25 protein-coding genes, 1 tRNA gene and 1 other annotated feature are annotated in these 25,414 nt (G+C 36.8%); of the genes, 17 read left to right on the top strand and 9 right to left on the bottom strand.

Annotated elements, in window-relative coordinates; all coding sequences use genetic code 11:
* Nucleotides 1–167 precede the first annotated feature (167 nt).
* The 4 genes from fni to mvk are packed head-to-tail and all read right to left on the bottom strand — an operon-like array spanning nucleotide 168 to nucleotide 4,247.
* Nucleotides 168–1,196 (bottom strand): type 2 isopentenyl-diphosphate Delta-isomerase, encoded by a 1,029-nt coding sequence (gene fni, locus ABF682_RS06860; protein ID WP_415619363.1) that lies wholly within the window; start codon nucleotides 1,194–1,196, stop codon nucleotides 168–170.
* A gap of 20 nt (nucleotides 1,197–1,216) precedes the next feature.
* Nucleotides 1,217–2,290, bottom strand: a complete 1,074-nt coding sequence (locus ABF682_RS06865; protein ID WP_415619364.1) for a phosphomevalonate kinase — start codon at nucleotides 2,288–2,290, stop codon at nucleotides 1,217–1,219.
* Nucleotides 2,291–2,316: 26 nt separating this feature from the next.
* Nucleotides 2,317–3,285 (bottom strand): diphosphomevalonate decarboxylase, encoded by a 969-nt coding sequence (mvaD, locus tag ABF682_RS06870; RefSeq protein ID WP_289978504.1) that lies wholly within the window; start codon nucleotides 3,283–3,285, stop codon nucleotides 2,317–2,319.
* Nucleotides 3,285–4,247 (bottom strand): mevalonate kinase, encoded by a 963-nt coding sequence (gene mvk, locus ABF682_RS06875; protein ID WP_415619386.1) that lies wholly within the window; start codon nucleotides 4,245–4,247, stop codon nucleotides 3,285–3,287. The genes mvaD and mvk overlap by 1 nt, the downstream gene beginning before the upstream one ends.
* Nucleotides 4,248–4,494: 247 nt before the next feature.
* On the opposite strand from mvk, the gene ABF682_RS06880 reads away from it, so the two are divergent.
* The 6 genes from ABF682_RS06880 (at nucleotide 4,495) to nth (ending at nucleotide 11,858) form a co-directional block, all read left to right on the top strand.
* Entirely contained in the window at nucleotides 4,495–7,296 is a 2,802-nt protein-coding gene (locus tag ABF682_RS06880; RefSeq protein WP_415619365.1) for a helicase C-terminal domain-containing protein, read from the top strand.
* Nucleotides 7,297–7,386: 90 nt separating this feature from the next.
* Nucleotides 7,387–7,881 carry a DUF5590 domain-containing protein gene (locus ABF682_RS06885; RefSeq protein WP_415619366.1) on the top strand — a complete coding sequence of 165 codons (495 nt, stop codon included), beginning with the start codon at nucleotides 7,387–7,389 and terminating at the stop codon, nucleotides 7,879–7,881.
* Nucleotides 7,882–7,900: 19 nt separating this feature from the next.
* Nucleotides 7,901–9,082: a pyridoxal phosphate-dependent aminotransferase gene (locus ABF682_RS06890; protein ID WP_289978508.1), complete on the top strand. Its 1,182-nt coding sequence runs from the start codon at nucleotides 7,901–7,903 to the stop codon at nucleotides 9,080–9,082.
* Between the two features lie 13 nt (nucleotides 9,083–9,095).
* Nucleotides 9,096–10,397 carry an asparagine--tRNA ligase gene (asnS, locus tag ABF682_RS06895; RefSeq protein WP_415619367.1) on the top strand — a complete coding sequence of 434 codons (1,302 nt, stop codon included), beginning with the start codon at nucleotides 9,096–9,098 and terminating at the stop codon, nucleotides 10,395–10,397.
* A gap of 86 nt (nucleotides 10,398–10,483) precedes the next feature.
* Complete coding sequence (locus ABF682_RS06900) at nucleotides 10,484–11,206, top strand: DnaD domain protein (RefSeq protein ID WP_415619368.1); 723 nt, start codon at nucleotides 10,484–10,486, stop codon at nucleotides 11,204–11,206.
* A 4-nt stretch (nucleotides 11,207–11,210) separates the two neighbouring features.
* Entirely contained in the window at nucleotides 11,211–11,858 is a 648-nt protein-coding gene (nth, locus tag ABF682_RS06905) for an endonuclease III (protein WP_289978511.1), read from the top strand.
* A gap of 21 nt (nucleotides 11,859–11,879) precedes the next feature.
* On the opposite strand, the gene ABF682_RS06910 is transcribed toward nth, so the two are convergent.
* The 4 genes from ABF682_RS06910 to ABF682_RS06925 form a co-directional block, all read right to left on the bottom strand.
* Nucleotides 11,880–12,290 (bottom strand): MarR family winged helix-turn-helix transcriptional regulator, encoded by a 411-nt coding sequence (locus tag ABF682_RS06910; RefSeq protein WP_289978514.1) that lies wholly within the window; start codon nucleotides 12,288–12,290, stop codon nucleotides 11,880–11,882.
* 38 nt (nucleotides 12,291–12,328) lie between these two features.
* On the bottom strand, nucleotides 12,329–13,264 hold the full coding sequence (locus tag ABF682_RS06915) for an AEC family transporter (protein WP_415619369.1): 936 nt from the start codon (nucleotides 13,262–13,264) through the stop codon (nucleotides 12,329–12,331).
* A 359-nt stretch (nucleotides 13,265–13,623) separates the two neighbouring features.
* The gene (yidC, locus tag ABF682_RS06920) at nucleotides 13,624–14,544 is read right to left on the bottom strand and encodes a membrane protein insertase YidC (RefSeq protein WP_289978522.1); all 921 of its coding nucleotides are present in this window, start codon (nucleotides 14,542–14,544) and stop codon (nucleotides 13,624–13,626) included.
* A gap of 109 nt (nucleotides 14,545–14,653) precedes the next feature.
* On the bottom strand, nucleotides 14,654–14,926 hold the full coding sequence (locus ABF682_RS06925; protein ID WP_415617709.1) for an acylphosphatase: 273 nt from the start codon (nucleotides 14,924–14,926) through the stop codon (nucleotides 14,654–14,656).
* A 204-nt stretch (nucleotides 14,927–15,130) separates the two neighbouring features.
* On the opposite strand from ABF682_RS06925, the gene ABF682_RS06930 reads away from it, so the two are divergent.
* The 11 genes from ABF682_RS06930 to ABF682_RS06980 all read left to right on the top strand — a co-directional run bounded on the left by ABF682_RS06930 (nucleotide 15,131) and on the right by ABF682_RS06980 (nucleotide 24,772).
* Nucleotides 15,131–15,904: a TrmH family RNA methyltransferase gene (locus ABF682_RS06930; protein ID WP_415619370.1), complete on the top strand. Its 774-nt coding sequence runs from the start codon at nucleotides 15,131–15,133 to the stop codon at nucleotides 15,902–15,904.
* 101 nt (nucleotides 15,905–16,005) lie between these two features.
* Nucleotides 16,006–16,506, top strand: a complete 501-nt coding sequence (locus ABF682_RS06935) for an HD domain-containing protein (RefSeq protein ID WP_289978527.1) — start codon at nucleotides 16,006–16,008, stop codon at nucleotides 16,504–16,506.
* Between the two features lie 92 nt (nucleotides 16,507–16,598).
* Entirely contained in the window at nucleotides 16,599–16,937 is a 339-nt protein-coding gene (locus ABF682_RS06940) for a winged helix-turn-helix transcriptional regulator (protein ID WP_415619371.1), read from the top strand.
* Between the two features lie 41 nt (nucleotides 16,938–16,978).
* Nucleotides 16,979–17,213 (top strand) — a binding site (T-box leader).
* A gap of 115 nt (nucleotides 17,214–17,328) precedes the next feature.
* Entirely contained in the window at nucleotides 17,329–18,375 is a 1,047-nt protein-coding gene (gene pheS, locus ABF682_RS06945; protein WP_289978531.1) for a phenylalanine--tRNA ligase subunit alpha, read from the top strand.
* A gap of 6 nt (nucleotides 18,376–18,381) precedes the next feature.
* Nucleotides 18,382–20,787, top strand: coding sequence for a phenylalanine--tRNA ligase subunit beta (gene pheT, locus ABF682_RS06950; protein WP_415619372.1), 2,406 nt, complete (start codon nucleotides 18,382–18,384; stop codon nucleotides 20,785–20,787).
* Nucleotides 20,788–20,939: 152 nt separating this feature from the next.
* Entirely contained in the window at nucleotides 20,940–22,073 is a 1,134-nt protein-coding gene (gene mltG, locus ABF682_RS06955; protein ID WP_415619373.1) for an endolytic transglycosylase MltG, read from the top strand.
* A 23-nt stretch (nucleotides 22,074–22,096) separates the two neighbouring features.
* Complete coding sequence (gene udk / locus ABF682_RS06960; protein WP_289978539.1) at nucleotides 22,097–22,753, top strand: uridine kinase; 657 nt, start codon at nucleotides 22,097–22,099, stop codon at nucleotides 22,751–22,753.
* Nucleotides 22,754–22,778: 25 nt separating this feature from the next.
* Nucleotides 22,779–23,255 carry a transcription elongation factor GreA gene (gene greA / locus ABF682_RS06965; RefSeq protein ID WP_289978541.1) on the top strand — a complete coding sequence of 159 codons (477 nt, stop codon included), beginning with the start codon at nucleotides 22,779–22,781 and terminating at the stop codon, nucleotides 23,253–23,255.
* A 219-nt stretch (nucleotides 23,256–23,474) separates the two neighbouring features.
* Nucleotides 23,475–23,807: a hypothetical protein gene (locus tag ABF682_RS06970; protein ID WP_415619374.1), complete on the top strand. Its 333-nt coding sequence runs from the start codon at nucleotides 23,475–23,477 to the stop codon at nucleotides 23,805–23,807.
* A 69-nt stretch (nucleotides 23,808–23,876) separates the two neighbouring features.
* Complete coding sequence (locus ABF682_RS06975) at nucleotides 23,877–24,626, top strand: NADPH-dependent oxidoreductase (protein WP_415617714.1); 750 nt, start codon at nucleotides 23,877–23,879, stop codon at nucleotides 24,624–24,626.
* A 58-nt stretch (nucleotides 24,627–24,684) separates the two neighbouring features.
* Nucleotides 24,685–24,772 (top strand) — tRNA-Ser (locus tag ABF682_RS06980).
* Nucleotides 24,773–24,915: 143 nt separating this feature from the next.
* Here ABF682_RS06980 and ABF682_RS06985 read toward each other — a convergent pair.
* Nucleotides 24,916–25,194, bottom strand: a complete 279-nt coding sequence (locus tag ABF682_RS06985) for a hypothetical protein (RefSeq protein ID WP_289978548.1) — start codon at nucleotides 25,192–25,194, stop codon at nucleotides 24,916–24,918.
* Nucleotides 25,195–25,414: the final 220 nt, after the last annotated feature.

The raw sequence follows: 25,414 nt of genomic DNA on the forward strand, positions 1-25,414 counted from the left end.
AGACATACAATAATATAGGGTCTGGTTCAAAAGTTAAATTTTGAACCAGACCCTATATTATTACGAATAAATGTGTTTCATAAGTCAAAATCCGTTGTCTAACTTCGAATTACTTATAATTCGAGTTGGTACTCAAATTTTCCAGACTTATGTCACACTCTCTATATTTATATTAATTGATTTTTAAAGTTTAGCAGTCTATCAGAAAGTATTAATGAAACTTTACGAAGTTCATCGACATTATGACAGCCTAAAATAGTCATAATAGCTTTGACCTGGTGTTTTAGACTTTCAATTTGCTTGATTAAACCAGCAATATCCTCTTTTAGTAGAGTGTGCAGAAATAATCCAGAGATTCCAACATTATCTGCACCAAGGCAAAGACATTTGACAATGTCTAGAGCATCCCGAATACCACCAGAAGCTGTAAAAGAAAAATCATTTTCAAATGGTCGGCTTGCAATTAAGCATTCAGCGATATTCATTCCAAAATCGTCTAGACAATTAAAATTCTCGCTATGCAGCCGCTGATTTTCAATTCGTGCAAAATTTGTACCACCACGACCAGAAAGGTCCACATATTTGATATTTATCTTTTTTAATTCTTCTAAGGTAGCAGGGGAAATTCCAAAACCGACTTCCTTTACGATTACAGGTATTTCAAGTTCAGCTGCAATTTCAGCAATCTGATCCTGCCAATAAAAACTACGTTCACCTTCAGGCATAATGATTTCTTGGACAGCATTGAGATGTATTTCCAATGCGTCAGCAGAAATCATCTTAATTGCCTCTTTTGCAGCGTGCAAATTATTTCCTGCACCCAAATTGCCTATTACAAATCCATTAGGCATTGATTCTCTGACAACTTGAAAACTAGTGCTTGCATCTGGAAACTTAACCGCAATACTTTGGGATCCTGTTGCCATTGCAATTCCTGTTTCATTCGCTGCTAAAGCTAATTTTTTATTTAACTTCCTTGTTGAGGGGCTTCCACCTGACATCGCATTAATAAAAAAGGGCACAGCGGACAACTTACCAGCAATGCTAGTAGAATAATCGACCTCTTCTACTGCTATTTCCGGCAAGTTGTTGGGGAGTATCCGAATCTGATCAAGCCCATTATTACTTTGAGTGCTGAACTGCTTTTCTGCAATAAAGACATGTTCGTCTTTACGATGTGCGTGTCTTTGATCCAAAATACTCCTCCTTTTAGAAACTAGTCACTGATTTGGTGAACATGAAGTTTTAGCGGATTAATGCCGATTTTTTTCCAGCTATCAGTTAATAACTGTGTTTCATATTTTTTATTTATTACAACAATTCCGCAATCACCGCCGCCAGCACCAGATGTTTTTGCCGCACCTTTAGCTTTTTCAGCAGTTTCGCATAGTAGGTGAAGAAGAGGTGTCTCAATCTCAACGTTGCTGAGTCGACCAAGTTCCTGCAGTAATTCCCGATTTTTACGAATTTCTTTCTGAATCACTTCAATACTATGATTGTGAAAGCCTTCAATCATGTTTAACAGACATTGCTTGCTTGAGTTCAAAAAATCTTGGTAGGATAAACGTTTTTCAGCTTTCTTTAGTCCAACTGCATCTACCAAATGTGACGTTGAAGCTGGCGAGCCTGTCCAACCAATCAATAGTTCTAGGTCCGTAGGTGGTGTTAACAATTCAACACTCAGCTGCGGCCACTCAATTGAAAGGAGTTTTTTTAAATTAAAAGTATTTCTTGCGCTTTTAAGCCATTCACGGTCAAAAGAACGATATGCAATCCAGCCACCGTATACACTGGCAGCAATATCGCCTAAGGATCCGTTCCCTTGAATATCAAGGTGTGCAATGGCAGATAATTTAAAGAGAATGTTATTTGCAATTGGCAAATCATAAAAGCGGCAGAGCGCTTTGACGGTCGCTACAGTAACTGCTGCTGAACTTCCCAGACCATACTTTTTTCCATCAGGGCTGTCAAGATCACTATCAATCCGTAAATGATAGCATTTCATAGTCTTATTTAAAGATTGAGCATATGATTCTGTTAGGCGAATGGCAGATAAAATGTAATGTAATGGATTATCACGATTATCAAATATCATATTGTCGCCCTCGCGCTTCCAATACAGTGGTGTCTCTTTGTATTGCTGAGAATTGATCGTTCCATAGTCATCACTTTCTTCGACTGTGACAGTCACGAATTGATTAAGTGCGACTAATATAGCAGGGAATCCAGTTTCAACGACAGCATATTCACCTGCAATATAAAGCTTTCCAGGAGCTTTAACGGTTATCAAAAAATCATGTCCCTTCGACAAATAAGTTAAATTAGGTGTGCGGCAGGTCCAGGTCCAGCCACAAATACCTTTTCTTGACCAAAACTATCCGAAAGAAAGTCTGTAATTACTTGAACATCTTTTTTCAGACAGATGACTTTTAAATTTGGTCCAGCATCTAGAGTATAATAACAGGATATACCTTGTGAACGCAACTTTTCCACAATTTGCATGGCTTTGATTGTATCGGGTTCAAAATAACTAAAATGAGGATGAGCGCTCATATTCAGGGCATGCATCTTCATTGCATTCTCTTCAGAAATCTCTCCAAAAGTTTCGAAGTCTCTTTCTAATATGGCCTGTTTGATATTATTAAGATCCTCAGCAGTATTTTGAATCCAAGCTGAATAATAAGGTGATGTTTCAACGACACGCTTCATTCCAGCTCTGCTAGAAATTTTCTTGTAGTCTGTGCTGATTACAAGAGCCACCATTGTAACCTCGAAATCAGTGGGTATTTTGATTGGATACGCAAATGAAGTTTGGTCATCATTTCCTTCTTGCCACTCGACCAAGCCGCCATAAATGGATCTGCAAGCTGAACCAGAACCTCGTCTTGCTAAGCGTGAGAGTTCTTTTTTATTTAAGTCCAAGCCTGCTGCTTTGCTCGCGGCCAGTGCCAGAGCTGCATAAGCCGAGGCTGAGGATGCTAATCCTGCCGTAGAAGGTACATGGTTTTGTGAAACAACTTTTGCCTTAATACTGATTGCGGCCTTTTGGCGGACAATATCAAGAAATTTGCTAACTTTGATACGATTTTTCTTAGAATTATCAAGCAAAAACAAATCTTCTTTAAGTCGCTCATCAAATGTAACACTTGTTTCGGTATAGAATCGATCCAGTGTTAATGAGAGACTGCTATTCATTGGCAGAATTAGCTCTTCATTCTTTTTTCCCCAATACTTAATCAAGGCAATATTAGTGTGTGCACGAGCTGTGTAAGTTGTCGCATTCATTAATTAACTTCCTCCGTTGCGGTAATTCCTAGGGGCTGAATCCAGGTTTGTGCAGCGCCTTTGCGTTTTAAAATAACTTCGGCTTTTCGCGCTGCTTCTTTGGATGGCATCAAGCAAATGAAACATCCGCCACGACCACCCCCAGTTAATTTGCTGCCAAGTGAACCAAGTTGGTTACTGAGGTTGATTAACCTATCTAGTTTCTCGTTACTAACACCAAGCTTTCTGAGTTGCTCTTGTGCATGATTAAAAGTATCTCCAAGTCCAGCAATATCATTATTATTGAGCTGTTTTTTTGCAGCATATGTGAGTTTTTCAAGTTTGTTCAACAAAGCAGTTGTTTCAAAAGGCCTCTTTTGCAGCAGTCTGCGAACACCGGCAATAGCTTCGCCAGTTCTACCTTTAATGCCGCTATCACAAATTAATAGACAGCCATCAAGATGAATCGGAATCTTTTTTAATTCCTTTTTTTTAATCATCCAGACAGGTTGGTTGCTGGCTGATGTAGCGGCATCTAAGCCGCTTGGATTACCATGCATATCAATTTCAGAAACATTGGCAAGAGCCAACAAGTCTGCATGTGTAAGTTCTAATTCAAGAAAATTATATAATGCTCTGGTAACTGCAATTGCTGTTGCGGCAGAAGAACCCATACCGCGTTCAGCAGGTAAATCACTTTTTATTGTCATTACAAATGAAAGATCCTGTTTATTGTTTTTTCTTAAAATCAATAATATTAGGTGCTTCAATCCTTTCATTGCTTTAGGCATTGATGCCAAGGGTCCATCAAAATACCGGCTTTTTATTGAAGAAGGCAGATTATAGGTCTGCTCTATTGTGACAGTTGTTTTAACCTCAGACAATGGTAATGCAATTGCTGGTTTTCCGTAAACAACGGAGTGTTCACCAATTAGAATTATTTTAGCGTGGCTTACGCCTTCACTAAAATGGGCATGAAACATAGTCAAAATGCCGCTTCCTTTCTTGCGATAGATTATCTGTAACGCAGTAAGTACAAAAGTTGTATAAGCAAATAGATTATACATATTTATCATTAATATAACAAATATCTGTAATTAAAAGCACAATTAAGGAAAATTTTAATTACTATTGAAGTATTTTGCAAGATAAATTTCTCTAAAGTACGTAAAAAATCTGTTTTTGTGCTAAAATTGCGAATAGATTAAGCTAGAAAGTCGGTGGACTATAATGCGCTCGACAACCACATATGCAGTTGTTGATATTGAGACAACAGGCACGAGTATGGATGGCAGTAATCGGATGCTGCAATTCAGTTGTGTTTTTATAAATAATCAAAAGATAGTTAACACATTTAATACAATGATTAATCCAGGAATACCAATTCCTATTGAAGTTCAAAAACTAACAGGTATTAGTGATAAAAATGTCAGAAAAGCTCCTTTTTTTGAAGACATAGTAGGAACAATTTATTCTTTGTTGCAAGATACGGTATTTGTTGCTCATAACATTAATTTTGATTATCGTTTTTTGAATGAAGAATTTTTACGCTGTGGCTACCCAGAACTGAGTATTCAAGGAATCGATACTGTGCAGCTAAGTCAAATTATTTTACCAACATTACCAAGCTATCGCCTGACATATCTTGGCGAGTATTTTGCTATCAGACATGAACATCCACATCATGCTGACAGTGATGCGTTTGTTACAGCAAAGCTTTTCTTGTTGCTGTTAAGGGCGGTTAACAATCTACCAGTTCAGGTTTTGAAAATAATCAATCGTTTTCGTGAAAACCTTCTTTTCCAAACAGGAGATTGTTTTGCTGATACTCTTAAAAAGCAGCGGTCAAGGACAGAACGTCTACCAAATTATCTTGAAGCTGTTGGTGAACTAGTATTGAGAGCGGAAGTGCTGACGATTGAGAAGACAAGGGAGCATGATTATCCACAGACGCGCGAACAAAAAGAAAAGTTATTTGGTAAATTCTTAGAGTGGCGTCCAACACAATCAGAAATGATGGATGAAGCATATCATTTATTAATACAGCAAGAAGAAAAGCAGCTGATGATTGAGGCGCCAACTGGGTTAGGTAAGACACTAGGATATTTAATACCTGCATTATATGCTGCTGTCAAGGGACATCCAAGTGTCGTGTCAACAGCCACCACGACTTTACAAATGCAGTTATTAGAGCAGACAGTTCCGCTTCTTAGACAAATAATGCCCTTTAATTTTACGGTAGCTGTTTTAAAGGGGAGCCATAATTACATAGACTTGCAGAAATTTGTTTCGTCTCTTAGCAAACCGCAGAGTAAACCATCACGGCTATTGCAACTTCGAATAGTTGTTTGGTTAACAATGACTAAGACTGGTGATTTGAGTGAACTTCATCTGACAAAAATGCAGGATCCGCTTTTCGATGACATCAGGCATAAAGGACCGTTAAGTATTGAGAGCAGCAGCAGTTATTATACACACGATTTTGTGTTGCAGCAGCAGTTAAGACAAGCGACAGCTGATTTGATAATTACAAATCATTCTTATCTGTTGAATCATGCTGAGGGGCTCGGGGGCTTTAAAAAAAAATCATTGATTATTGATGAGGCACAGCATTTTGGAAGCATTGCATTGAAGAGCAATCGAGCAGTTATTGATTTTGATTTGATTAAAATTATTTCTGATACACTTTTAGTTAAAATTGGCTCGCAAAGATCTTTTTCGTTTAAAGAATTAGAACAGCAATATTTTCTGTCATCGTCAGAAGCAAAAAAAATTGCAGCACAAATTAGAGTAATTGATAAGAGAGTACCTATACTGCGGGAATTGCTCAAGCAAAGATTCCTGCGAAAAGAAGAAAAAGAAAATAAGGAAGCAGCTTTCAATGAAGTTGCTGTGAAGACAAGTAAATTTCAAGGTTTTGTAAAGGAACATCTTGTAGATTATCAAAAAATCGCTAAGGCTAAAGCAGAATTCCAGATACAGCTCTTGCGGTTGAAAACAAAATTTATTGAATTTAAAAGTCAAGAAAGATTGGATGGAAATACGCGAACATTTATACTGGATTTTATTGACGGTGGTCTTGAGCTTTTGAAGGTATTGGAAAACTGGCATCGATTCGAGCTCGATGAACTTGATCAGATTGCTGAAGAAACTGTCATTAGTCTCCAAATTCCAACGAAGCAAATCAATGGTCATTTACGGCTTAGTTTCGGACTTTTTAAGACAAATAATTATCTTTCGCCTTTTATTTACTCGAAGTTTGAACACACACTTTTTGTCGGAGCCGCGCTAGTTTTACCGGAGGGTTCAGATTACATGAAAAATCAACTTGACTTGGCTAAGGAAACGAAGGTATTAAAACTCAATGGTAGTTTTGACTATCGAAACCAAGCATTAGGACTATTAATTGCTGATGCACCTGATATCGTCGCTGATACTGAAGGTTATGTAGCCTATTTAGGCAGGGTCATAGAGGATATTCTAAGCAATAATAATAAGCAGACAATGATCTTATTCAATTCGCTTGAGATGATTTCTAAAATCTATGATTATTTACGGCAAGCTGAGGTTTCTGACGAGAGACTGATTATCGCTCAAGGAATTACAGGTAGTAATGAAAAAATAATTAAGATGTTTGAATTGGGTGACAATGCTGTTTTACTTGGATCAGGAACTTTTTGGGAAGGCATTGATCTGCCTAAGGATCGGTTGGAGCTTTTGGTTATCACACGGCTGCCATTTCAGCCACCAGATACTTTGGTCAATCGTGCGAAGTATCGCTTGGCACAAAGCCAAGGGCAAGATTCGTTTAAGACAATTGCGTTGCCAGAAGCAATGTTTCGTTTGAAACAGGGACTTGGTCGATTGATTAGAACAAAGGAAGACAAGGGGGTCGTAATTGTTTTGGATAGCCGGGTGGTCTCGAGAACATATGGTGTTAAATTACGAGAAGTTTTTCCACATGAGATGCCAGTAAGAATTATCGAGTCAACCGAAATTCAGAATTATTTGTTTGATTTTTGGGAAAATTAGAGACGTTATCTTCAAAAAGAAGTTTATTATTGTTATAATAATAAGGACGTCGGTAACAATATATTTAATTAAATGATATGCGAGGTTCTTATGAAGAGGGCAAAAGATTATCGTAGCGGCACAAAAAAACTCTTTGCAGTTGCTGTCATAGTGGTTTTACTTTTTGGTGTATTCATCATTTGGTGGCAAGCACAGTCACCGAAGGAAACCGCTGAAAAGAATGCAGTTAATTTTGCACGCAAGCATGCTGCTTTGAAAACAGAAACAGATTTTTATTTATTCAACAGAGAAAAGACTTACTTCACTGTAGCGGGTACCAACTCTAAGAAGCAGAAGATTTATGTTATTATTGCGAAAAAGGGTGGAGCTACAAAAATATTGCAGCAAAAAAAGGGTATTACTGAAGAAGATGCTGTCTCATTGGCAAAAAAAGAAAAACCTAAGAAAATCTTAAAGACAGCTTTGGGACTTTGGTCTAATGAACCTGTTTGGGAAGTAACATATCTTAATAAGTCGGACAACCTTTGCTATATTCTGTATGCATACAAAGATGGCAACACGGTAAAGTCTATTCAAAATATTTAGTAGATTGAAGGCATAGTTTATGAGAATTTCAAAAAGAGTAATGCAAATCCAACCATCAGCAACACTTGAATTATCAGCTAAAGCAAAACAAATGAAATCTGAGGGAATTGATGTTATTAATCTTGGCGTTGGTGAACCTGATTTTAATACACCAAAGAATATCAAGGCAGCTGCAATTAGGGCAATTAAGGAAGGCAAATCTGATTTTTATACTTCCGCTACAGGAATCAATGAGCTAAAAAAAGCAATCTGTATAAGGACTGCGACTGATTTTGGAGTTAATTATGAGCCAAATCAAGTTGCTGTAACAGTGGGCGGCAAGTTTTCTTTATATGTTTTGGCTCAAACGTTGTTGGACGAAGGTGATGAAGTCTTAATACCTCTACCATATTGGGTGAGCTATGGTGAACAAGTGAAATTAGCAGGTGGGGTACCTGTATTTGTTACACCAGAAAATGGTTTAAAGGTAACTGTGGAAGAACTTGAGAATGCAAGAACAGACAGATCACGTATTGTGATTATCAACTCACCTCAGAATCCATCAGGGTTGATTTATACACGGGATGAACTTGAAGCAATTGGCAATTGGGCTGTTGCACATGATATTGTGATTATTACTGATGATATGTATGGTAAGTTGGTATATAATGGGGCGCATTTTGTATCTCTGATTGAGCTTAGTGATGAGATTAGAAAGCAGACGATTTTGGTTAGCGGTTTGTCCAAGGCTTACTCAATGACAGGTTGGAGAATTGGTTATACAATTGCTCCGGCTGAAGTAATTAAGAAAATGGGCGCATTGATTGGACATGCGACAAGTAATCTTGCTGCAGTCAGTCAATATGCTGCGCTTGAGGCATTAACGGGTCCGCAGGAAGTAGTTGAAGATATGCGGAATGCTTTTGAAGAAAGACTGAATAAAATTTATCCTGAATTAACTGCATTACCCGGAGTTACTTTGGAAAATAAGCCGCAAGGCGCATTTTACCTGTTTCCTAATGTTAAGGAAACTGTAAAATTGACAGGTTTTGCCTCTACTGCTGAATTTGTGGCAGCATTGTTATCTGAGGCCCATGTGGCAGTCGTTGTTGGAAGTGCATTTGGTATGTCTGACCATATAAGAATGAGTTATGCTACTGATTTAGAGAGTTTAGAAGAGGCTGTTAAGAGAATAAAAGCATTTATTGAAAAACGTATGTAGGAGGATTCTTTTGTTGAAGACAATTAGTATTATTGACGCAAAAAATCACATTAGTGAAGAAGTGAAGATTGGAGTTTGGCTTACAAATAAGCGATCAAGCGGAAAAATTGCTTTTTTGCAATTACGTGATGGAACAGCATTTTTCCAAGGAGTGGTAGTTAAAAATAATGTTAGCGAAGAAGTTTTTGCTCTTGCTAAAGAAGTCAAGCAAGAAGAAAGTCTCTACGTGACAGGGACTATCCATGAGGATCAGCGTTCACCATTTGGGTATGAAATAGAATTATCAGGAATTGAAAAAGTTGGGGCAAGTGAGAACTATCCAATCTCGCCTAAGGAACATGGTGTCGACTTTTTAATGGATCATCGTCATTTATGGTTGCGTTCCAAACGCCAATTTGCAGTAATGAAAATTCGCAACGAGGTAATTAGGGCAACCTATGAGTTTTTCAACAAAGAAGGTTTCATCAAGATTGATGCACCAATCTTGACGGGTTCTGCTCCAGAAGGAACAACGGAACTCTTTCACACCAAGTATTTCGATAAAGATGCCTATCTTTCTCAGTCGGGACAGCTTTATGAAGAAGCTGGTGCCATGGCTTATGGCAAGGTATTTTCATTTGGTCCGACATTTAGAGCCGAAAAATCTAAAACAAGACGGCATTTAATTGAATTCTGGATGATCGAGCCAGAAATGGCTTTTATGCATCAAGAAGAAAGCCTAGAAATTCAGGAACGTTACATTGCATTCTTAGTTCAAAGCATAATCGATAATTGTACCTACGAGCTTGGAATTTTGGAACGTGATGTTGCTGTTTTGAAAAAGTATACTGAACTCCCATACCCAAGAATTTCTTACGATGAAGCGATTGAAATGTTGCAAAAATCGGGTGAATTCTCTGACATAGAATGGGGCGTGGATTTCGGTTCTCCAGAAGAAACATATTTGGCTGAACACTTTAGCAAGCCGGTTTTTGTTGTGAATTATCCTAAAGCAATTAAGCCTTTTTACATGAAGCCACATCCGACACGCGCAGATGTTGTGATATGTGCTGACTTACTGGCACCTGAGGGCTATGGTGAAATTATCGGCGGTTCTGAAAGAGCGACTGATCCAGCGTTCTTAGAGACACAAATTGAAAAAGCTGGATTAAATAAAGATGATTACCAATGGTACTTAGACTTACGTCGCTATGGTAGTGTGCCTCATTCTGGTTTTGGTTTGGGACTTGAGCGTGCAATTACATGGCTTACTGGTGAGGAACATATTCGTGAGGCAATTCCATTTCCACGTTTATTGAACAGAATCTATCCATAAGTAAGTAAGCTAAAAGCAGTTAGGGTAATGTATATTATCTTGACGGCTTTTTATTTAAAAATGAAGAGTGGGGATGGGGAGTATGAATGGATAAAGCATTTGAAGAATATCTTAAAGCAGGACAGACAACTATTTCTAATCTTATTCTTTATAATTATCCGCTGCTTGGTTTGAATGAGACCGAAATAATATTGGTATTTCAGATAATGAGTGCAACTCAAGCAGGTAATTCTTTCCCAGGAGTAGAGCTCATCTCCAAGCGGATGGGAAAAAGTGAAGCTGAAGTTTATCAAGCAATGCATAGCTTGATCCAAAAGAACATTATGGAAATAACTAGTATTCAAGATGAAAGTGGGATTAAGCATGATATCTATCAATTTAAAAAATTGTTCGAAAAACTAATAATGTTGGAACAACAAAAACAAAAGTCTCTGGTGAACAAAGATTTTAAGTCCACTCAAGAAAAGGTTTTTCAAAGCATTGAAGTTGAGTTTGGTAGGCCGTTATCACCCATTGAGATTGAAACGGTTAATCTATGGCTGCACAAGGACAATTATTTACCTGAATTGATTCTGTTGGCATTGAGAGAAGCGGTGCTGAATCAGGCATACAGTCTGAAGTATATTGACCGAATTTTGTTAAGTTGGGAAAGACAAAATATTCGATCTGCACAGGATGTACAACGAGAACAACAAAGAAAAAGGATGAAAACCCAGGATAGCTCGGCGAGTCAGGGCAGAACGAAAAGTGATCCAGACAGACCAAGTATTCCTTTATATCATTGGTCAAATAATAACAAAAAGGAGTAAGTTAATGTTATCTAATGAAGAATGTTTGCAGGCAATTGAAATAATGGGTGAATCATTTCCTGATGCACATTCTTCGCTGGTTGCGGATACAGATTTTCATTTTTTATTAGCTGTTATCATGAGTGCGCAAACAACTGATAAAGCCGTGAATATGTTAACGCCTAAGCTTTTTGAAACATATAGGACACCGCATGAATTGGCAGAAGCTGATGTCACTGTTGTGATGGCAATGATTAGAACAATCGGACTATATCGTAATAAAGCAAAGTACTTGGTTGCATGTGCGCAAAAAATTGTTGCGGATTTCGCTGGAGTTGTGCCACAATCGCGCAAGGAATTAATGTCGTTGCCGGGTGTTGGGAGAAAAACTGCGGACGTTGTTCTGGCTGAATGTTTTGGGATACCTGCAATTGCTGTTGATACCCATGTTACCAGAGTATCTAAGCGTCTGAGAATGGTTGCACAAGACGCTGATGTGCTAAAAATTGAGCGGACCTTGATGAAAAAACTCCCGGAATCTGTTTGGATTGTTGCACATTTTAGGATGATATATTGGGGACGATACCAATGCATGGCTCGTTCACCTAAATGTGAAACTTGCCCATTACTTGAAATGTGTGCGGAAGGAAAAGAACGTGTGAGAACAAATTAAAGGTCGTAACTATTAATTACATCAAAATAGCTTAGTAAGTATTTCTAATAACGCTGTCCTCTCGTTAGGAGTTAAAGGAGCAAAGAACTTCTGAAATATAGCAGTATCGCGCTCAGATAATTTTAAAAGAAGATCATGCCCTTTGTTAGTTATTGCTATTTGATAAGCTCTGCGATCTGATGTTTGTTTACGTGTGATGAGTCCTTGTTGTTCAATACTTTTTAAAGTACGACTAGTTGCAGCTGGATTAACGTTGAGTTTGGCTGCTAATTCTTTAGATGTACTATTGTTGTAACGATTAATATTTACCAATAATTGATATTGTGAAGCATAAATTCCGTATTCTTTGAGATGATCATTTAATAAATTAGTAATTTTTCGCGAAACTTGGTTGAGTGAGTGCGCAAGATCTTTTTCATTAATTTGAACCAAAGTAGGTATCCTCCTTCCCGTTTGATGTGTTTGTCAAGCTAAATAAATAAGTTACTAATAAAAAAAATGAACGGAATAGTGATAAGACTCAAGAGAGTTGAAATCCCCATCAATGTAATTGCAGGGCTAACGTTATCGTGAATTTGAAGCGTAAATAACACAACTATTCCGCCAACTGGACAGGCCATCATTAGAATTATTGTTGATAACGCAAGACCACTTATCCCAAGCAAAGGCATAATAATAAGCGTTAGTAACGGATAGAATATATTACGAAGAATTAGTGAGATAATGATTGGGCGGGTTAATTTGCATTTTTTAAGGCTAATATTGGCCAAACTATTTCCGATTACAAACATCGAAACTGGGGTATTAATTGAACTAATATACTTAATAATTTGATTAAGTAGTGCAGGTAATTCAATTGAGAAATAAAAAATATTCAGACCCAAAATAATGGCAATAATATTGGGATTAGACAGAACTTTACGAAATTTTTGGCTAATACTATGTTCGGTTTTTGATGTGACAAACATTGATATGCCATGTGTCCAATTAAAAAGATTGAAGAAAATCAAAGGAACCACAGCGTAGAAGACACCGCTAGAACCAAATAAGGAGCTAACAAGTGGAATACCTATAAAACCAGCATTGGAATATACGCTACTAAATTTTGATATTCGACGCATATTGCGATCTTTAACGTGTTTGAATATGAGACTGGACAAAAAAATTTGAACTAAATACAAAATGAATGTTCCAAGTGCAATCATTAAAAAGATATGTACGCGGCTGGCAGAGTAAGGAGTTTCAAAAGATTTGATAATTAGGCATGGAGATACAATGTAAAGCAAAATATTGGTTAGATCATTGGCAGTTTGTTCATGAAGGAATTTCAACTTATTAGTTAAAACACCAACTAACATTAAACCAAACATCAGGATAATTTGATTGAATAACAAGTCGATATTCATCTGAATTTTCTCCTTAATAGCTAAAACTGGTATTTTTTGAAAAAATTAAATAATAATGGTTAACTAGTTAACTATTATGAAATTGTAACTCTTTTTTGTCAAGAAACTTATGAAATGCATTTGGTTGGAATAAAATCAGGGGAGTGTGCCATAAGTCGGGAAAATTTGAGTATTAACTCGAAATTACGAACATAGCGAGTACTTTGCTATGAGTAATTCGAAGTTAGACGGAGAGTTTTGACTTATGAAACACGTTTATACGGAATAAATAAAGGAGCTGCATCAAAATTTAACTTTTGACCCAGCTCCCTTAACTTCATCCAGCTATACCGTTGTTTACTTACCAACAAACTGTGATTCTATTTATTTCGATGTTGTTTTCCCGCATTGCGCGAACGGTTATTAGTTGATACATTATTATTATTTCCCTTTTTACTCTCAGGTTTTTCAACTACTGGAGTTGCAGGAGTTACTATTTTCTTAGGTGGATTTTTCTTTAATTCAGCTTCTATTTCTGCACGGATTTTTGGTCGCATTGCATTTACCAAAATAGTTTGCAAACAAGCAAAGATTCCACCAACAAAGAAATACAGTCCCAAACCAGCAGGTGAGACAAATGTCATTCCGCCTAACATGATTGGTGTGATAAAAAGCATTGACTGCATCTGCTTTTTTTGCTCTGGAGCAACTCCAAGGAGTGAAAGATAAGCCTGTATCCCATAGATGATAACCGTTAAAACAGCAAGGATAATACTTGGATTTCCTAGATTGATTCCCATGAAAACAGTTTTTGACAATTCAGGCGAGTATTGAATTGCTGCGTATAGAGCTGCAAAAATTGGCATTTGAATAAGTAATGGCAAACAACCAATTCCACCTGTCATGGAAATACCATTTTCACGATACAGTGCCATCATTTCTTGGCTAATTGCTGTCTTTTCTTCAGTTGAGGATGCGTTTTTCTGACGTTCTTGAATATCAGCCATTTGTGGACGAACAGAAGCCATCTTCTCTTGCTGGATTGTTGCACCACGGGCTTGTCTTAGCATCAAGGGCATGAGACACATTCTTACAATAAAGGTGATTGCTATTATTGCCCAACCGTAGCTGCCTCCCATTACACTTGTTAGCCAATTGATAACGTGTTGCGTGGGTATAGCTAAATGATCGTAGATTAAGCCATATGGTTTACCGCTTTTAGTTCTTTGAACGCAGCCGCTTAAAATCAAAGAAGCGACAACGAACACTGGTAACATAGTAAGACGCTTTATTTTTTTCATTGTATTGTTCCTTTCAAATAAACTACGCTATTTACTATACTTTATATATAGTACTTTTTCAATTACACTTCACAATATAATAATTTATTAAGAAATATTGAATTCTTAACTAAAGGGTTACTTCAAATGACGTATATTCTTTTATCTCGTTATCAGCAATAGTGTAATTGGAAACATGGCCGCTGGGACTGGGTGACGCGATAATTTTCTTGGCAAAGTTGTGAACTGCTTGCGGATTACCTTGTGCTTCAATATAGACTGAACCATCACTTTGATTTTTCACGATTCCAGTTATATTTAATTGATCAGCTACCATTTTTGTACAATAACGGAAACCAACGCCTTGTACTCTGCCCTGGACTGTTATTTTAATAGATTTCATGATAAACACTCCTCGTATTATATAAATTAATTCTTACAAATTTTAGTTAGTTACTTGCATTCTGGGCACCACATGATAACTTCTAATTTACCCACTCACATGTTGTTCCGATTAGATGCTTTGTTTCATTATATATTAGTATGATTTAAGTTGATCGTTATATGCTATACTTGTTTAGAAATTATTAAATTGGAGAAGATATTAATGGAAATTATCCAGTCACCCCAGAATAAACAGGTTAAGGAATGGAAAAAGCTTTCTTCTAAAAAAGGACGTTTAAATCAAAAACAATATATTTTGGATGGTTGGCATCTTGTTAAAGAAGCACTGCAAGCTAATGAAAGTATTCAGCGTTTCTTAATTGTACCAGATTCGCGGTATGTTGATGAATTCAATGAATTTAATGTGACAAAAGCAGAGATTACATATATTTCTCCTGAAGTTGCCCATGCTTTAAGTGAAACTCCCAGTCCACAAGGTGTTTTTGCGATTATTATGATTGATGAATCGAAAAATGTGCTACCGTCAGATTTAACTGGTGCATGGTTGTTGCTTGACAGTGTTCAAGATCCTGGAAATATTGGAACTATGATTCGAACAGCAGATGCAGCAGGTTTCAGAGGTGTTGTATTTGGAGATGGAACTGGCGATTTGTATCAGCCAAAAGTTGTTCGTTCAATGCAGGGAAGCCAGTTTCATTTGCAATTATTGCAGTCTGATTTGATAACTTTCATTGCTGAACTGAAAAAGAAGGAAATTCCTACGTTTGGGACTGAACTAAACAAGGATGCCAAAAGTTATGACGAGATTGGCAAGTATTCTGATTTTGGGTTAATAATGGGTAATGAAGGTAACGGTGTTCAAGCTAAACATTTGGAAATGACTAAGTATAATTTATATATCCCAATCATTGGGCAGGCAGAATCTTTAAATGTGGCAGTCGCTGCTGGAATCTTAATGTACACCTTAAAAAGCTAATTATTAAGATTAGTTTATAAACTTCCAAGTTCAATATTTAATAATTGCAAATTATACTGATTTAGGTATGATAGAGATAACTTTATTAAGAGGTGTATTGCATGAAAAAGAATGAATGGCAAGATGATTCAGAATATATGAGTTATGTAGGCGAGCTTCTTGAGACTCCTGAAGTTCAACGATTAGCTGATTTTAAGCAACATTATTTTTCAAATCGTTTAGAGCATTCGATTGCAGTCTCTTTTGATAGTTATCGAATTGCGAAGAGAATGCATTTGAATGCTCGTTCAACTGCAAGGGCTGGATTACTTCATGATTTGTTTTATTATGATTGGCGCACAACTAAGTTTGATAATGGAACGCATGCATGGATTCATCCACGAATTGCTGTACGAAATGCAAAGAAGATTACCGATTTATCCGCAATGGAACGTGATATCATAATCAAGCATATGTGGGGTGCAACTGTGGCTCCTCCCCGCTATCTTGAAGGCTATATTGTAACGATGGTTGATAAATATGAAGCTACATCTGAAGTTAGTGTGCCTTTATTTAATCGTTATGAGAGCCGCTTAAAGAAGCATTTAGGTTTTGTGAAATAATAAAGTTGGAAAAACTTCGCCTTTTTATTTGACGGTGAGGCTTTTTTCGTGTAATTATAAATATGTTAGGATAAGTTTTGGAGGTGAAGATAGTGCAAAAAGTAGTTGAAACCTATGTTCAATGCCCACGATTTGAAAAAACTTTCGGTATTTTGGGAAGAAAATGGAATGGGTTAATAATTGATGTTTTATTAACTGAAGGACCTCAACGCTTTCGGGATCTTGCCAACAAGGTTGATAAGTGTAGTGATCGTGTTTTGGTTGAACGCCTGAAAGAACCGGAAGAAGAAGGACTGCTTGAACGTGTGATATATGAGGATAGTTGCAGGCCAGTTTATAGTTTAACTGAGCGTGGCGAAAATCTTCGCTGTGTCATGGGTGAATTGCATGATTGGGCAAAAAAATGGTATACACTTGATGATTGCAAGTAAGGCTTGACGGATTACATGTAAGAGTATAGACTCTATAAAGAGTAAAGACATTGACGGAAAATAGTAGGATTTTTTTTATAGTCAGAGAGGAATATATTGGCTGAAATTATTCCATATAAGATTATCTGAATTTCATTTCCTTAGTTGCCATCGGAATTTAGTCATAATGAATGATGTGCCGCTTACATGGGCGTTAACATGAAAGTGCTGGGTAGTAATAACATTTGCGTTATATTAGCTAGAACAAGGGTGGTACCGCGAGACCTCGTCCCTTTGATGGGATGGGGTCTTTTTGTCTTGAGAGGGAAACGGTGCAAAAAGTTAAATTTTGATTTGGACTGTTTCTTGATAGTTCCCGTTATGTATGAAAGAACAAGAAAGGAAAAAACAAATGGACTTAAAAGATAGATTAACAAAATTAAAAGTTAAAGCTTTAAGTGAAATTGATACTGTTGAAGATTTAAAGAAGATTAATGAGATTCGGGTTAATTTGTTAGGTAAGAAGGGTCCCATCACAGAAGTGTTGCGCGGAATGAAAGATCTTTCAAAAGAAGAAAGGCCTGTTGTGGGTAGTCTCGCAAATAAGGTGCGTGATGAATTGACAGCAGCAATTACGCAACGCCGTGAGAAATTAGAAATAAGTAAAATTGCCAGAAAGCTTGAGAAAGAAAAAATTGATGTTACTTTACCCGGTGTTCCAGTCAAGGCGGGACAGCCGCACATTATAATGCAGGTTATTGATCAGCTTGAGAAGCTTTTTCTTGGAATGGGTTATCAAGTGGTGGATGGACCTGAAATTGAGGAAGATCATTATAACTTCGAAATGATGAACTTACCAAAGGATCATCCTGCACGTGATATGCAAGACACTTTTTATATTACCGAACAAATTTTGATGCGTACACAAACTTCTCCAGTACAAGCTCGTACCATGGAAAAGCATGATTTTGCTAAAGGCCCATTGAAAATGATTTCACCCGGTAAAGTGTATAGGCGTGATACTGACGACGCGACACATTCTCACCAATTTCACCAAGTCGAGGGTCTTGTCATTGATCGACATATTACGATGGGCGACTTGAAGGGAACTTTGCAGAGTATCGCACGAACTATCTTTGGGGATGAGCGTGAAATTAGATTGCGGCCTAGTTATTTTCCGTTTACTGAGCCCTCAGTTGAGGTAGATGTTTCTTGCTTTAAGTGTGGGGGCAAGGGTTGTACTGTCTGTAAGCAAACTGGTTGGATTGAAGTTTTAGGAGCAGGGATGGTTCATCCGAATGTTTTAACAATGGCAGGAATTGATGCAGAAGTCTACGGTGGTTTTGCTTTTGGATTAGGCCCAGATCGTTTTGCAATGTTAAAATATGGGGTTGATGATATCCGCGAGTTTTATTTAAATGATGTTCGTTTCCTATCACAATTTGCGCAGAAAGGATAGAGATAAATGAAGGTTTCTACAAAATGGCTCAAGGATTATATTGACTTAGATATTAATCCAGAAGAACTAGCTGAGAAAATTGAAAGAACGGCAGTTGAAGTTGACAGTGTTTCTAGACTTGATAAGAATTTAAAGAAGATTGTGGTTGGTGCCACTGTCGAAGTGAGAAAACATCCCGAATCAGATCATCTTAATATTTGCCAAGTTGACGTTGGAGCAGCTGAATTATTGCAAATTGTTTGTGGTGCACCCAACATTGCTGCAGGCAAGAAAGTAATTGTAGCGTTGCCTAATTCGCGAATTGCAGGAAATGTGAAAATCAAAAAAAGTAAGATGCGAGGCGAAGTTTCTGAAGGAATGATTTGTTCGCTTCAAGAAATTGGATTTTCAGAAAGTGTTGTGCCCAAGGCCTACGCTGCCGGAATATACCTTCTTCCAGATGATGCTAAGCCTGGCGAACCAGTATATTCATACTTGGGGATGGATGAAGACATCATCGACCTTGATGTTACACCAAATCGAGCCGATATGTTGAGTATGCGAGGTACGGCACACGAACTTGCAGCGATTTATGATCAGAAAGTGATCTTAAAGAAGCCTGCATTACAAGAGGATCTAACCGATAAGATTTCTAATTATATTCAAGTGGCAGCTGATAAAGAACTATCTCCTACATATTTGCTGCGAATTATCAAAGATGTGCAGGTTGAAGAAAGTCCAATGTGGTTGCAAAGACGTTTGTGGAATGCTGGTATTCGCCCAATGAACAACGTTGTTGATGTGACAAACTATATTTTACTCGATTATGGTCAACCATTACATTCTTTCGACTATCAGAAAATTGCTGGTAAAGGCATTGAAGTTCGTCTTGCTAAGTCAGGTGAAACATTACAGACACTTGATGAAGAAGAAAGGAAGCTTTTACCAAATGATATTGTGATTGCTGATGATAATGGGCCAATTGCTCTAGCTGGGACGATGGGCGGTTTAAATAGTGGTATTTCTGCTGAAACACAGGTTATTGCACTCGAAGCTGCTGTTTTCAATTCATCGGCTATTCGTAAAACTGCTAGAAAGCATAATTTGCATAGTGAAGCCGCTATGCGATTTGAGCGTGGAATTAATCGCGGAACGGTTGCAGAAGCACTTGATATGGCAGCTCAGTTGATTGCTGAATTGGGCAATGGGAAAATCGTTGCAGGTGTAGCTGGTACGCAAGATAGTATTCAGCCAGTGATTATTAATATTTCAACTAAAAAAATTAATGATGTGCTAGGTACTGAATTACAAATTGCAGAAATCAAGGATATTTTCGAAAGGCTTGGTTTTACAATTGAAGAAGAAAATGGTAATTTCACAGTTTCTGTTCCTGTAAGAAGATGGGATATCAGTATTCCCGCAGACTTGATTGAAGAAGTTGCAAGAATTTACGGTTATGATAATTTACCAGCAACATTGCCTAGTGGTGAATTAACACCTGGGAAATATACGTATAAACAACAAGTAATTCGGGATACAAGAAGTATTTTGGAAGAATCAGGATTGATGCAGGCAATTTCTTATGGGTTAACTTCAGATAAGAAAGCACAAAGGTTTATGATGGAAGATGCTCAATCAACTAGATTGAATTTTCCAATGAGTTCGGATCGAACAACCGTCAGAATGAATCTGATTAGTGGCTTACTGGATGATGTTGCTTATAATAATGCACGCAAGGTTTCAGATGTGATGCTATATGAACAGGGACGTGTTTTTTATCGTGATGTGAATAATGATCGGCCGCGCGAAGTTGAACATGTGGCTGCCGCAATGACGGGGCTATATTCAGTGCAATCATGGCATGATGAGAAAAAGCAGATTGATTTTTATGTTACCAAAGGAATTGTGGAGCACTTGCTAACTGTGCTGGGGGTTACAGATGTCAATTACAGAGCTTCACAAGTGCATGAAGAAATGCATCCTGGGCGAACAGCTGACATCTTTATAGGTAATCTCTTTATCGGTTTTGTGGGGGAGGTTCATCCAAATATTTCTAAGGAATATGGGATTGGAAGAACGTACGTCTTTGAACTTGATTTGCAAAAGATTATTGACTTTAATAATGAACTAATTGTATATCAACCAGTGTCAAAATATCCTGTTATCACGCGTGACGTTGCAATGGCTGTCGGCAAGGAGATTGCAAATGCTGATATTGTTAATTTTATTAAGAAACAAAGTGGCAAAATTTTAAGTAATGTGCAGCTTTTTGATGTTTATGAAGGCGGCAAAATAAGTACTGAACAAAAATCGTTGGCATATGAGTTAACATACAGTGATAACTCAAAAACCTTGGAAGATGATGATGTCACCGCTGATTTTGAAAAAGTAATGAGTAAGTTACAAGTAAAATTTAATGTAGAAATTCGTTAATCTGATACAAAAAAGCTATAGAGAGTAGTGAATCTGTGGCTTTTTTCGTATAGGCTAATTTTTTATACATTAAGTATTATTGAATCTTGATGCAAATTCAAGAAATCTTATGTATAATGAACTGGATAGTGTATTTCGAATGGAGGGATACTTTGAATAATAAGAATGACGACAATAAAGATTTGCAAAGCAATAAGAATACGGATAATAAACTTTTTGCGAATCGAATTGTTCGAGGTGTGTTGCTCCTGATAGTTGTTTTATTAGTTGTTATAGGAATTATCGGTCATCATTACTTCGAAAGCGCGAAGCAGCCGTTGAGTCCTGGGAGCAGTAAAGTAATCGAGGTTAAAGTGCCAATTGGCAGCACAACTAAACAAATTGGTAGTATTTTAGAGAATAAAAAAGTAATTAAAAGCGGTTTTGTTTTTGACTATTATGTTAAAGCAAAAAAATATGGACAATTTAAGGCGGGTTATTATGAGTTAAAACCCTCTATGACTTTAAAGCAAATAGCTCTCAAGTTGCAAAAAGGTGGCGCAAGCGAGTCACAGAATTCGGGGAAAGTACTTGTCCGCGAAGGTGTTACAGCTGACCAAATTGGTGATGTAATCCAGAAAAAGACACAATTCAAGAAGAAAGCTTTCCTAGCATTATTGAATAGTAAAACTTTTCTAAATGAATTAAAGGAACAGTATCCTAATTTGTTGGGATCAGCAGTGGATGCAAAAAATGTAAGATACAAGTTAGAGGGATATCTGTACCCTGCAACTTATACTGTCGCAAAGAAAAGTACATTAAAACAGTTAATTACTTCAATGGTTATGAAGACCGATGAAATGATGAAACCTTATTATTCACAGATCAGTAAAAAAGGGTGGACTGTGCAACAGGTACTAACTCTTGCTTCACTAGTAGAACGAGAGGGTGTAACCGATTCAGACCGGAAGAAGATTGCAGGTGTCTTTGAGAATAGATTAGACAAGAATATGAAAATCCAGTCAGACATATCTGTTCTGTACGCTCTTGGAAAGCATAAAAAAACAGTTACTTATAAGGATTTGAAGGTTGATTCACCTTATAATTTGTACAAAAGTACAGGTGTGGGTCCTGGACCATTTAATAATCCAAGCATTGATTCAGTAAATGCAGTGTTAAATCCAACCGATAGAGACAAAAATTATTTGTATTTCATTGCGAATATCAAGACTGGTAAAGTATACTATTCACAAACATATGCGCAGCACCAAAAACTAACTGCTAAGTTAGCAAAAGACAATAATTAAAAGAAGCAAAGGAGAAACAAGAAATGACGGCAAATTCGGGCAAGAAACGACCTGTTATTATTGGAGTTACAGGGGGCTCGGGCAGTGGTAAAACTTCTGTAAGTATGGCAATATTTAACCAATTGAAGCAGCATTCACTTTTGATGGTTCAGGAAGACTCATACTATAAAAATCAAAGTGAGATGTCTTTTGAAGAACGGATAAAGGTTAATTATGACCACCCAGATGCTTTTGATACTGATTTGCTGATTGAACATCTGCAAGATCTTTTGAATTGGAAGCAAGTTGCAGTTCCGGTGTATGATTATAGTGCACATACTAGGAGTAACAAGGTATTAATAAAAAATCCACAGGAAGTAATAATTGTTGAAGGAATTCTTGTGCTTAATGATCAACGTTTGCGCAACCTGATGGATATTAAAATTTTTGTTGATACTGACGATGATATTAGAATTATTAGACGAATAAAACGTGATACTGAAGAACGTGGGCGTTCATTGGAATCAATAATTTCACAGTACTTGCGAACAGTTAAACCAATGTATCATCAATTTATTGAACCTACCAAGCGGTACGCAGATATTATTGTGCCTGAAGGTGGGGCAAACCAAGTAGCGATTGATTTATTAACAACGAAGATTCGTGATGTTCTTCGGCATAATAGACATTCGCACAGTTAATTTATTTTGAGAGGAGTCATAAGATATGGCAGGAGAAAAAACATACCCGATGACCATTGAGGGAAAGCAAAAGTTAGCGGAAGAATTAAATACACTTAAGACAACAAAACGTTCAGAGATTATTGAACGAATCAAGATTGCACGGAGTTTTGGTGACTTATCTGAAAATTCTGAATATGAGTCAGCCAAAGATGAACAGTCCTTTGTTGAAGGACGAATAAAGACAATTGAACAAATGTTGAACCATGCTGAAATTATTGATAACGGTAATATTGATGCTGATGAAATCGCAGTTGGAAAGACGGTCACATTCCAGGAATTGCCTGATGAAGAACCTGAAACGTACTCAATTGTTGGAGCGGCAGAGGCGGACCCACTTGCTGGGAAAATATCAAATGAATCACCGATTGCAAAGGGATTAGTGGGCCATCGTTTAGGAGAGGTTGTCGAGATCGAAACTCCTGGTGGTTCAATGCAAGTTAAGATTACTGAAGTTAAATAAAAAATAATTAAAGGAAATCACAGCAGGTAATATGTTGTGATTTTTTTGTTCCTCGTAAATTATAAGTTTAATTTAGACATACATTAATTTGTCAAAAATTGGGTTATAATATGCAAATGAAAGGGTCGTTAATATATGAAAAAATCAATACTTATTTATTGTTGTATCTCTGCTTCTTTGGTTGGAATAGTATTGTATAGAAAAAACAAGGAGAAAATTTTGAAAAAAGATAATCGTGAGAGCTTTTTACCAAATGAACTCGTTGAAGAAACGGTAAACCTAGAGAGCAAATTAGCAATTGTTCCTGATGGACCTGAGCTAATCAAAGTACATAATAAAAATGATGCAATTTCTATAGTAGAAGGGCAATTGGGTAACAATAATGGAGACTGGATATGGAATTGCCTATGGGATGATGATGAGAAATTCTTTGTAAAGGCAATTTCTAAAACTGCACTTGCCAAAGGAGCGATGACAGGAACAGCATATACTGCATTTGTATATCGTGATGGTTCTATCAAAGAAGATTTATTTGAGTTAAAGCTGAAATAAAAGATTCCCAGATTACAAAGCAAGTGGTAGAATTATTCCATCGGTTTATATAAAGGAGTGCTATATTAGATGATTAAAAATGCAATTGTTAACCAGCAGATTATTCATAAAACAATTAGGGCTTTTAAAAAGCAGAAACTGACAGTGGAGCAGTTAAATACACTAGCAGAGGTAGCGCGTCATACCTCTTCAAGTATGTTTATGCAACAATTTTCCATATTGCATATTACTGACGAGAAAAAAAGGGCACAAATCAGGGAAATTTCAGGGCAAAAATATGTTGGAGCAGATGGTGATCTATTTATTTTCATAGTTGATTTACATCGAAATCAGAGCATTCGACGACAGTTAGGCAAAGATGATGGTAGATTGCATCAAACAGACATTTTTTTGCAAGGTGTGGAGGATACTGTTTTGGCAGTACAAAATACGGTTAATGCAGCTGAAAGTATGGGATTGGGAGCAGTTATTTTAGGGAGTGTTACCAATAGTCCAAAAGAATTATTGGCAGTATTAAATCTACCAGAGATGACTTTTCCGATACTTGGATTACAGGTAGGGATTGCAGATCAGAAGCCACAATTGAAACCACGCTTGCCATTAGAGTCAGTCTTCTTTGAAAATGAATATCATAAGATTAATGTGGCTGATTTAAAGGAATATGATGAGACTGTACAGACATATTATGATTTACGAGACTCTAATCGCCGAATTGACTCATTTACAAAGCAAGTGAGTTCAAAGAAGTTAGGGACAAAAGAAACTAAGCGAGATGAATTATTAGAGACTTTGCATAGTCAGGGCCTCTGCTTAAAATAAATAGTCTTTGATTGCATTGCATTCCACTCGGATAATTGATATAATGTTTATCGTTGTTGGAGAGTTGGCAGAGTGGTAATGCACCGGACTCGAAATCCGGCGAACCGGTTTATACCGGCGCGCAGGTTCAAATCCTGTACTCTCCTTATTTTATTAATTTTACTTAATTATATACATCTGGAAACGTTGATATATCAACGTTTCTATTTTTTTACTTACGTTAATATACGTTATTTTGAAAGTGTTTGGTGCACAATTTGCACAGATTACGAAATTTCAGCCTTATTTTTCACTCAATTTTATTGCGCTTTTTTAATATTTTGAGCAGGTCCACAGCTTGAATACTCTCGAAATATTCTCCATTTCGATGATGGTTACTTAGGTTAATTCCTTCGGTTCGATAATTATTAACTTTCATATAGGAAGTATACAGTTTGATTCCATCAAAAATCTTAAAAGTGCACCAACAAGTAAAATCCCCGTGTAGTTCAATATCTTCTTTCAGCAGATCTATCAGATAGTTGCAGTCATGGATCAATGGATTACCACTTTTCCCAATTAGATGCATTAAAATCATACCCTTTATTTTTATGATATCACAATCTATCCATAAAAAATTAGTTTTTATATTAGCTAAGTTATTTTCACCACTTCGAATAATTATTTTATTACTAATTGGTTAATGTTAACTATGTAAAATACTTATGAATATTCATGATTTTATTTTATCTTTTAGTTGATATTGTTTAAAAATATCTATGGCCAATTTTAATTAAGTTTATTTGTTT

Source organism: Liquorilactobacillus sp., assembly GCF_047719775.1.
GTDB lineage: Bacteria > Bacillota > Bacilli > Lactobacillales > Lactobacillaceae > Liquorilactobacillus.

What these genes read in the sequence shown, in the direction of transcription:
- mvaD (WP_289978504.1), bottom strand. Translation starts at nt 3,285, where the DNA reads ATGAATGCGACAACTTACACAGCTCGTGCACACACTAATATTGCCTTG.
- mvk (WP_415619386.1), bottom strand. Translation starts at nt 4,247, where the DNA reads ATGTTTCATGCCCATTTTAGTGAAGGCGTAAGCCACGCTAAAATAATT.
- ABF682_RS06880 (WP_415619365.1), top strand. Translation starts at nt 4,495, where the DNA reads ATGCGCTCGACAACCACATATGCAGTTGTTGATATTGAGACAACAGGC.
- ABF682_RS06885 (WP_415619366.1), top strand. Translation starts at nt 7,387, where the DNA reads ATGAAGAGGGCAAAAGATTATCGTAGCGGCACAAAAAAACTCTTTGCA.
- ABF682_RS06890 (WP_289978508.1), top strand. Translation starts at nt 7,901, where the DNA reads ATGAGAATTTCAAAAAGAGTAATGCAAATCCAACCATCAGCAACACTT.
- ABF682_RS06900 (WP_415619368.1), top strand. Translation starts at nt 10,484, where the DNA reads ATGGATAAAGCATTTGAAGAATATCTTAAAGCAGGACAGACAACTATT.
- nth (WP_289978511.1), top strand. Translation starts at nt 11,211, where the DNA reads ATGTTATCTAATGAAGAATGTTTGCAGGCAATTGAAATAATGGGTGAA.
- ABF682_RS06915 (WP_415619369.1), bottom strand. Translation starts at nt 13,264, where the DNA reads ATGAATATCGACTTGTTATTCAATCAAATTATCCTGATGTTTGGTTTA.
- yidC (WP_289978522.1), bottom strand. Translation starts at nt 14,544, where the DNA reads ATGAAAAAAATAAAGCGTCTTACTATGTTACCAGTGTTCGTTGTCGCT.
- ABF682_RS06925 (WP_415617709.1), bottom strand. Translation starts at nt 14,926, where the DNA reads ATGAAATCTATTAAAATAACAGTCCAGGGCAGAGTACAAGGCGTTGGT.
- ABF682_RS06930 (WP_415619370.1), top strand. Translation starts at nt 15,131, where the DNA reads ATGGAAATTATCCAGTCACCCCAGAATAAACAGGTTAAGGAATGGAAA.
- ABF682_RS06935 (WP_289978527.1), top strand. Translation starts at nt 16,006, where the DNA reads ATGAAAAAGAATGAATGGCAAGATGATTCAGAATATATGAGTTATGTA.
- pheS (WP_289978531.1), top strand. Translation starts at nt 17,329, where the DNA reads ATGGACTTAAAAGATAGATTAACAAAATTAAAAGTTAAAGCTTTAAGT.
- pheT (WP_415619372.1), top strand. Translation starts at nt 18,382, where the DNA reads ATGAAGGTTTCTACAAAATGGCTCAAGGATTATATTGACTTAGATATT.
- udk (WP_289978539.1), top strand. Translation starts at nt 22,097, where the DNA reads ATGACGGCAAATTCGGGCAAGAAACGACCTGTTATTATTGGAGTTACA.
- greA (WP_289978541.1), top strand. Translation starts at nt 22,779, where the DNA reads ATGGCAGGAGAAAAAACATACCCGATGACCATTGAGGGAAAGCAAAAG.
- ABF682_RS06975 (WP_415617714.1), top strand. Translation starts at nt 23,877, where the DNA reads ATGATTAAAAATGCAATTGTTAACCAGCAGATTATTCATAAAACAATT.
- ABF682_RS06985 (WP_289978548.1), bottom strand. Translation starts at nt 25,194, where the DNA reads ATGCATCTAATTGGGAAAAGTGGTAATCCATTGATCCATGACTGCAAC.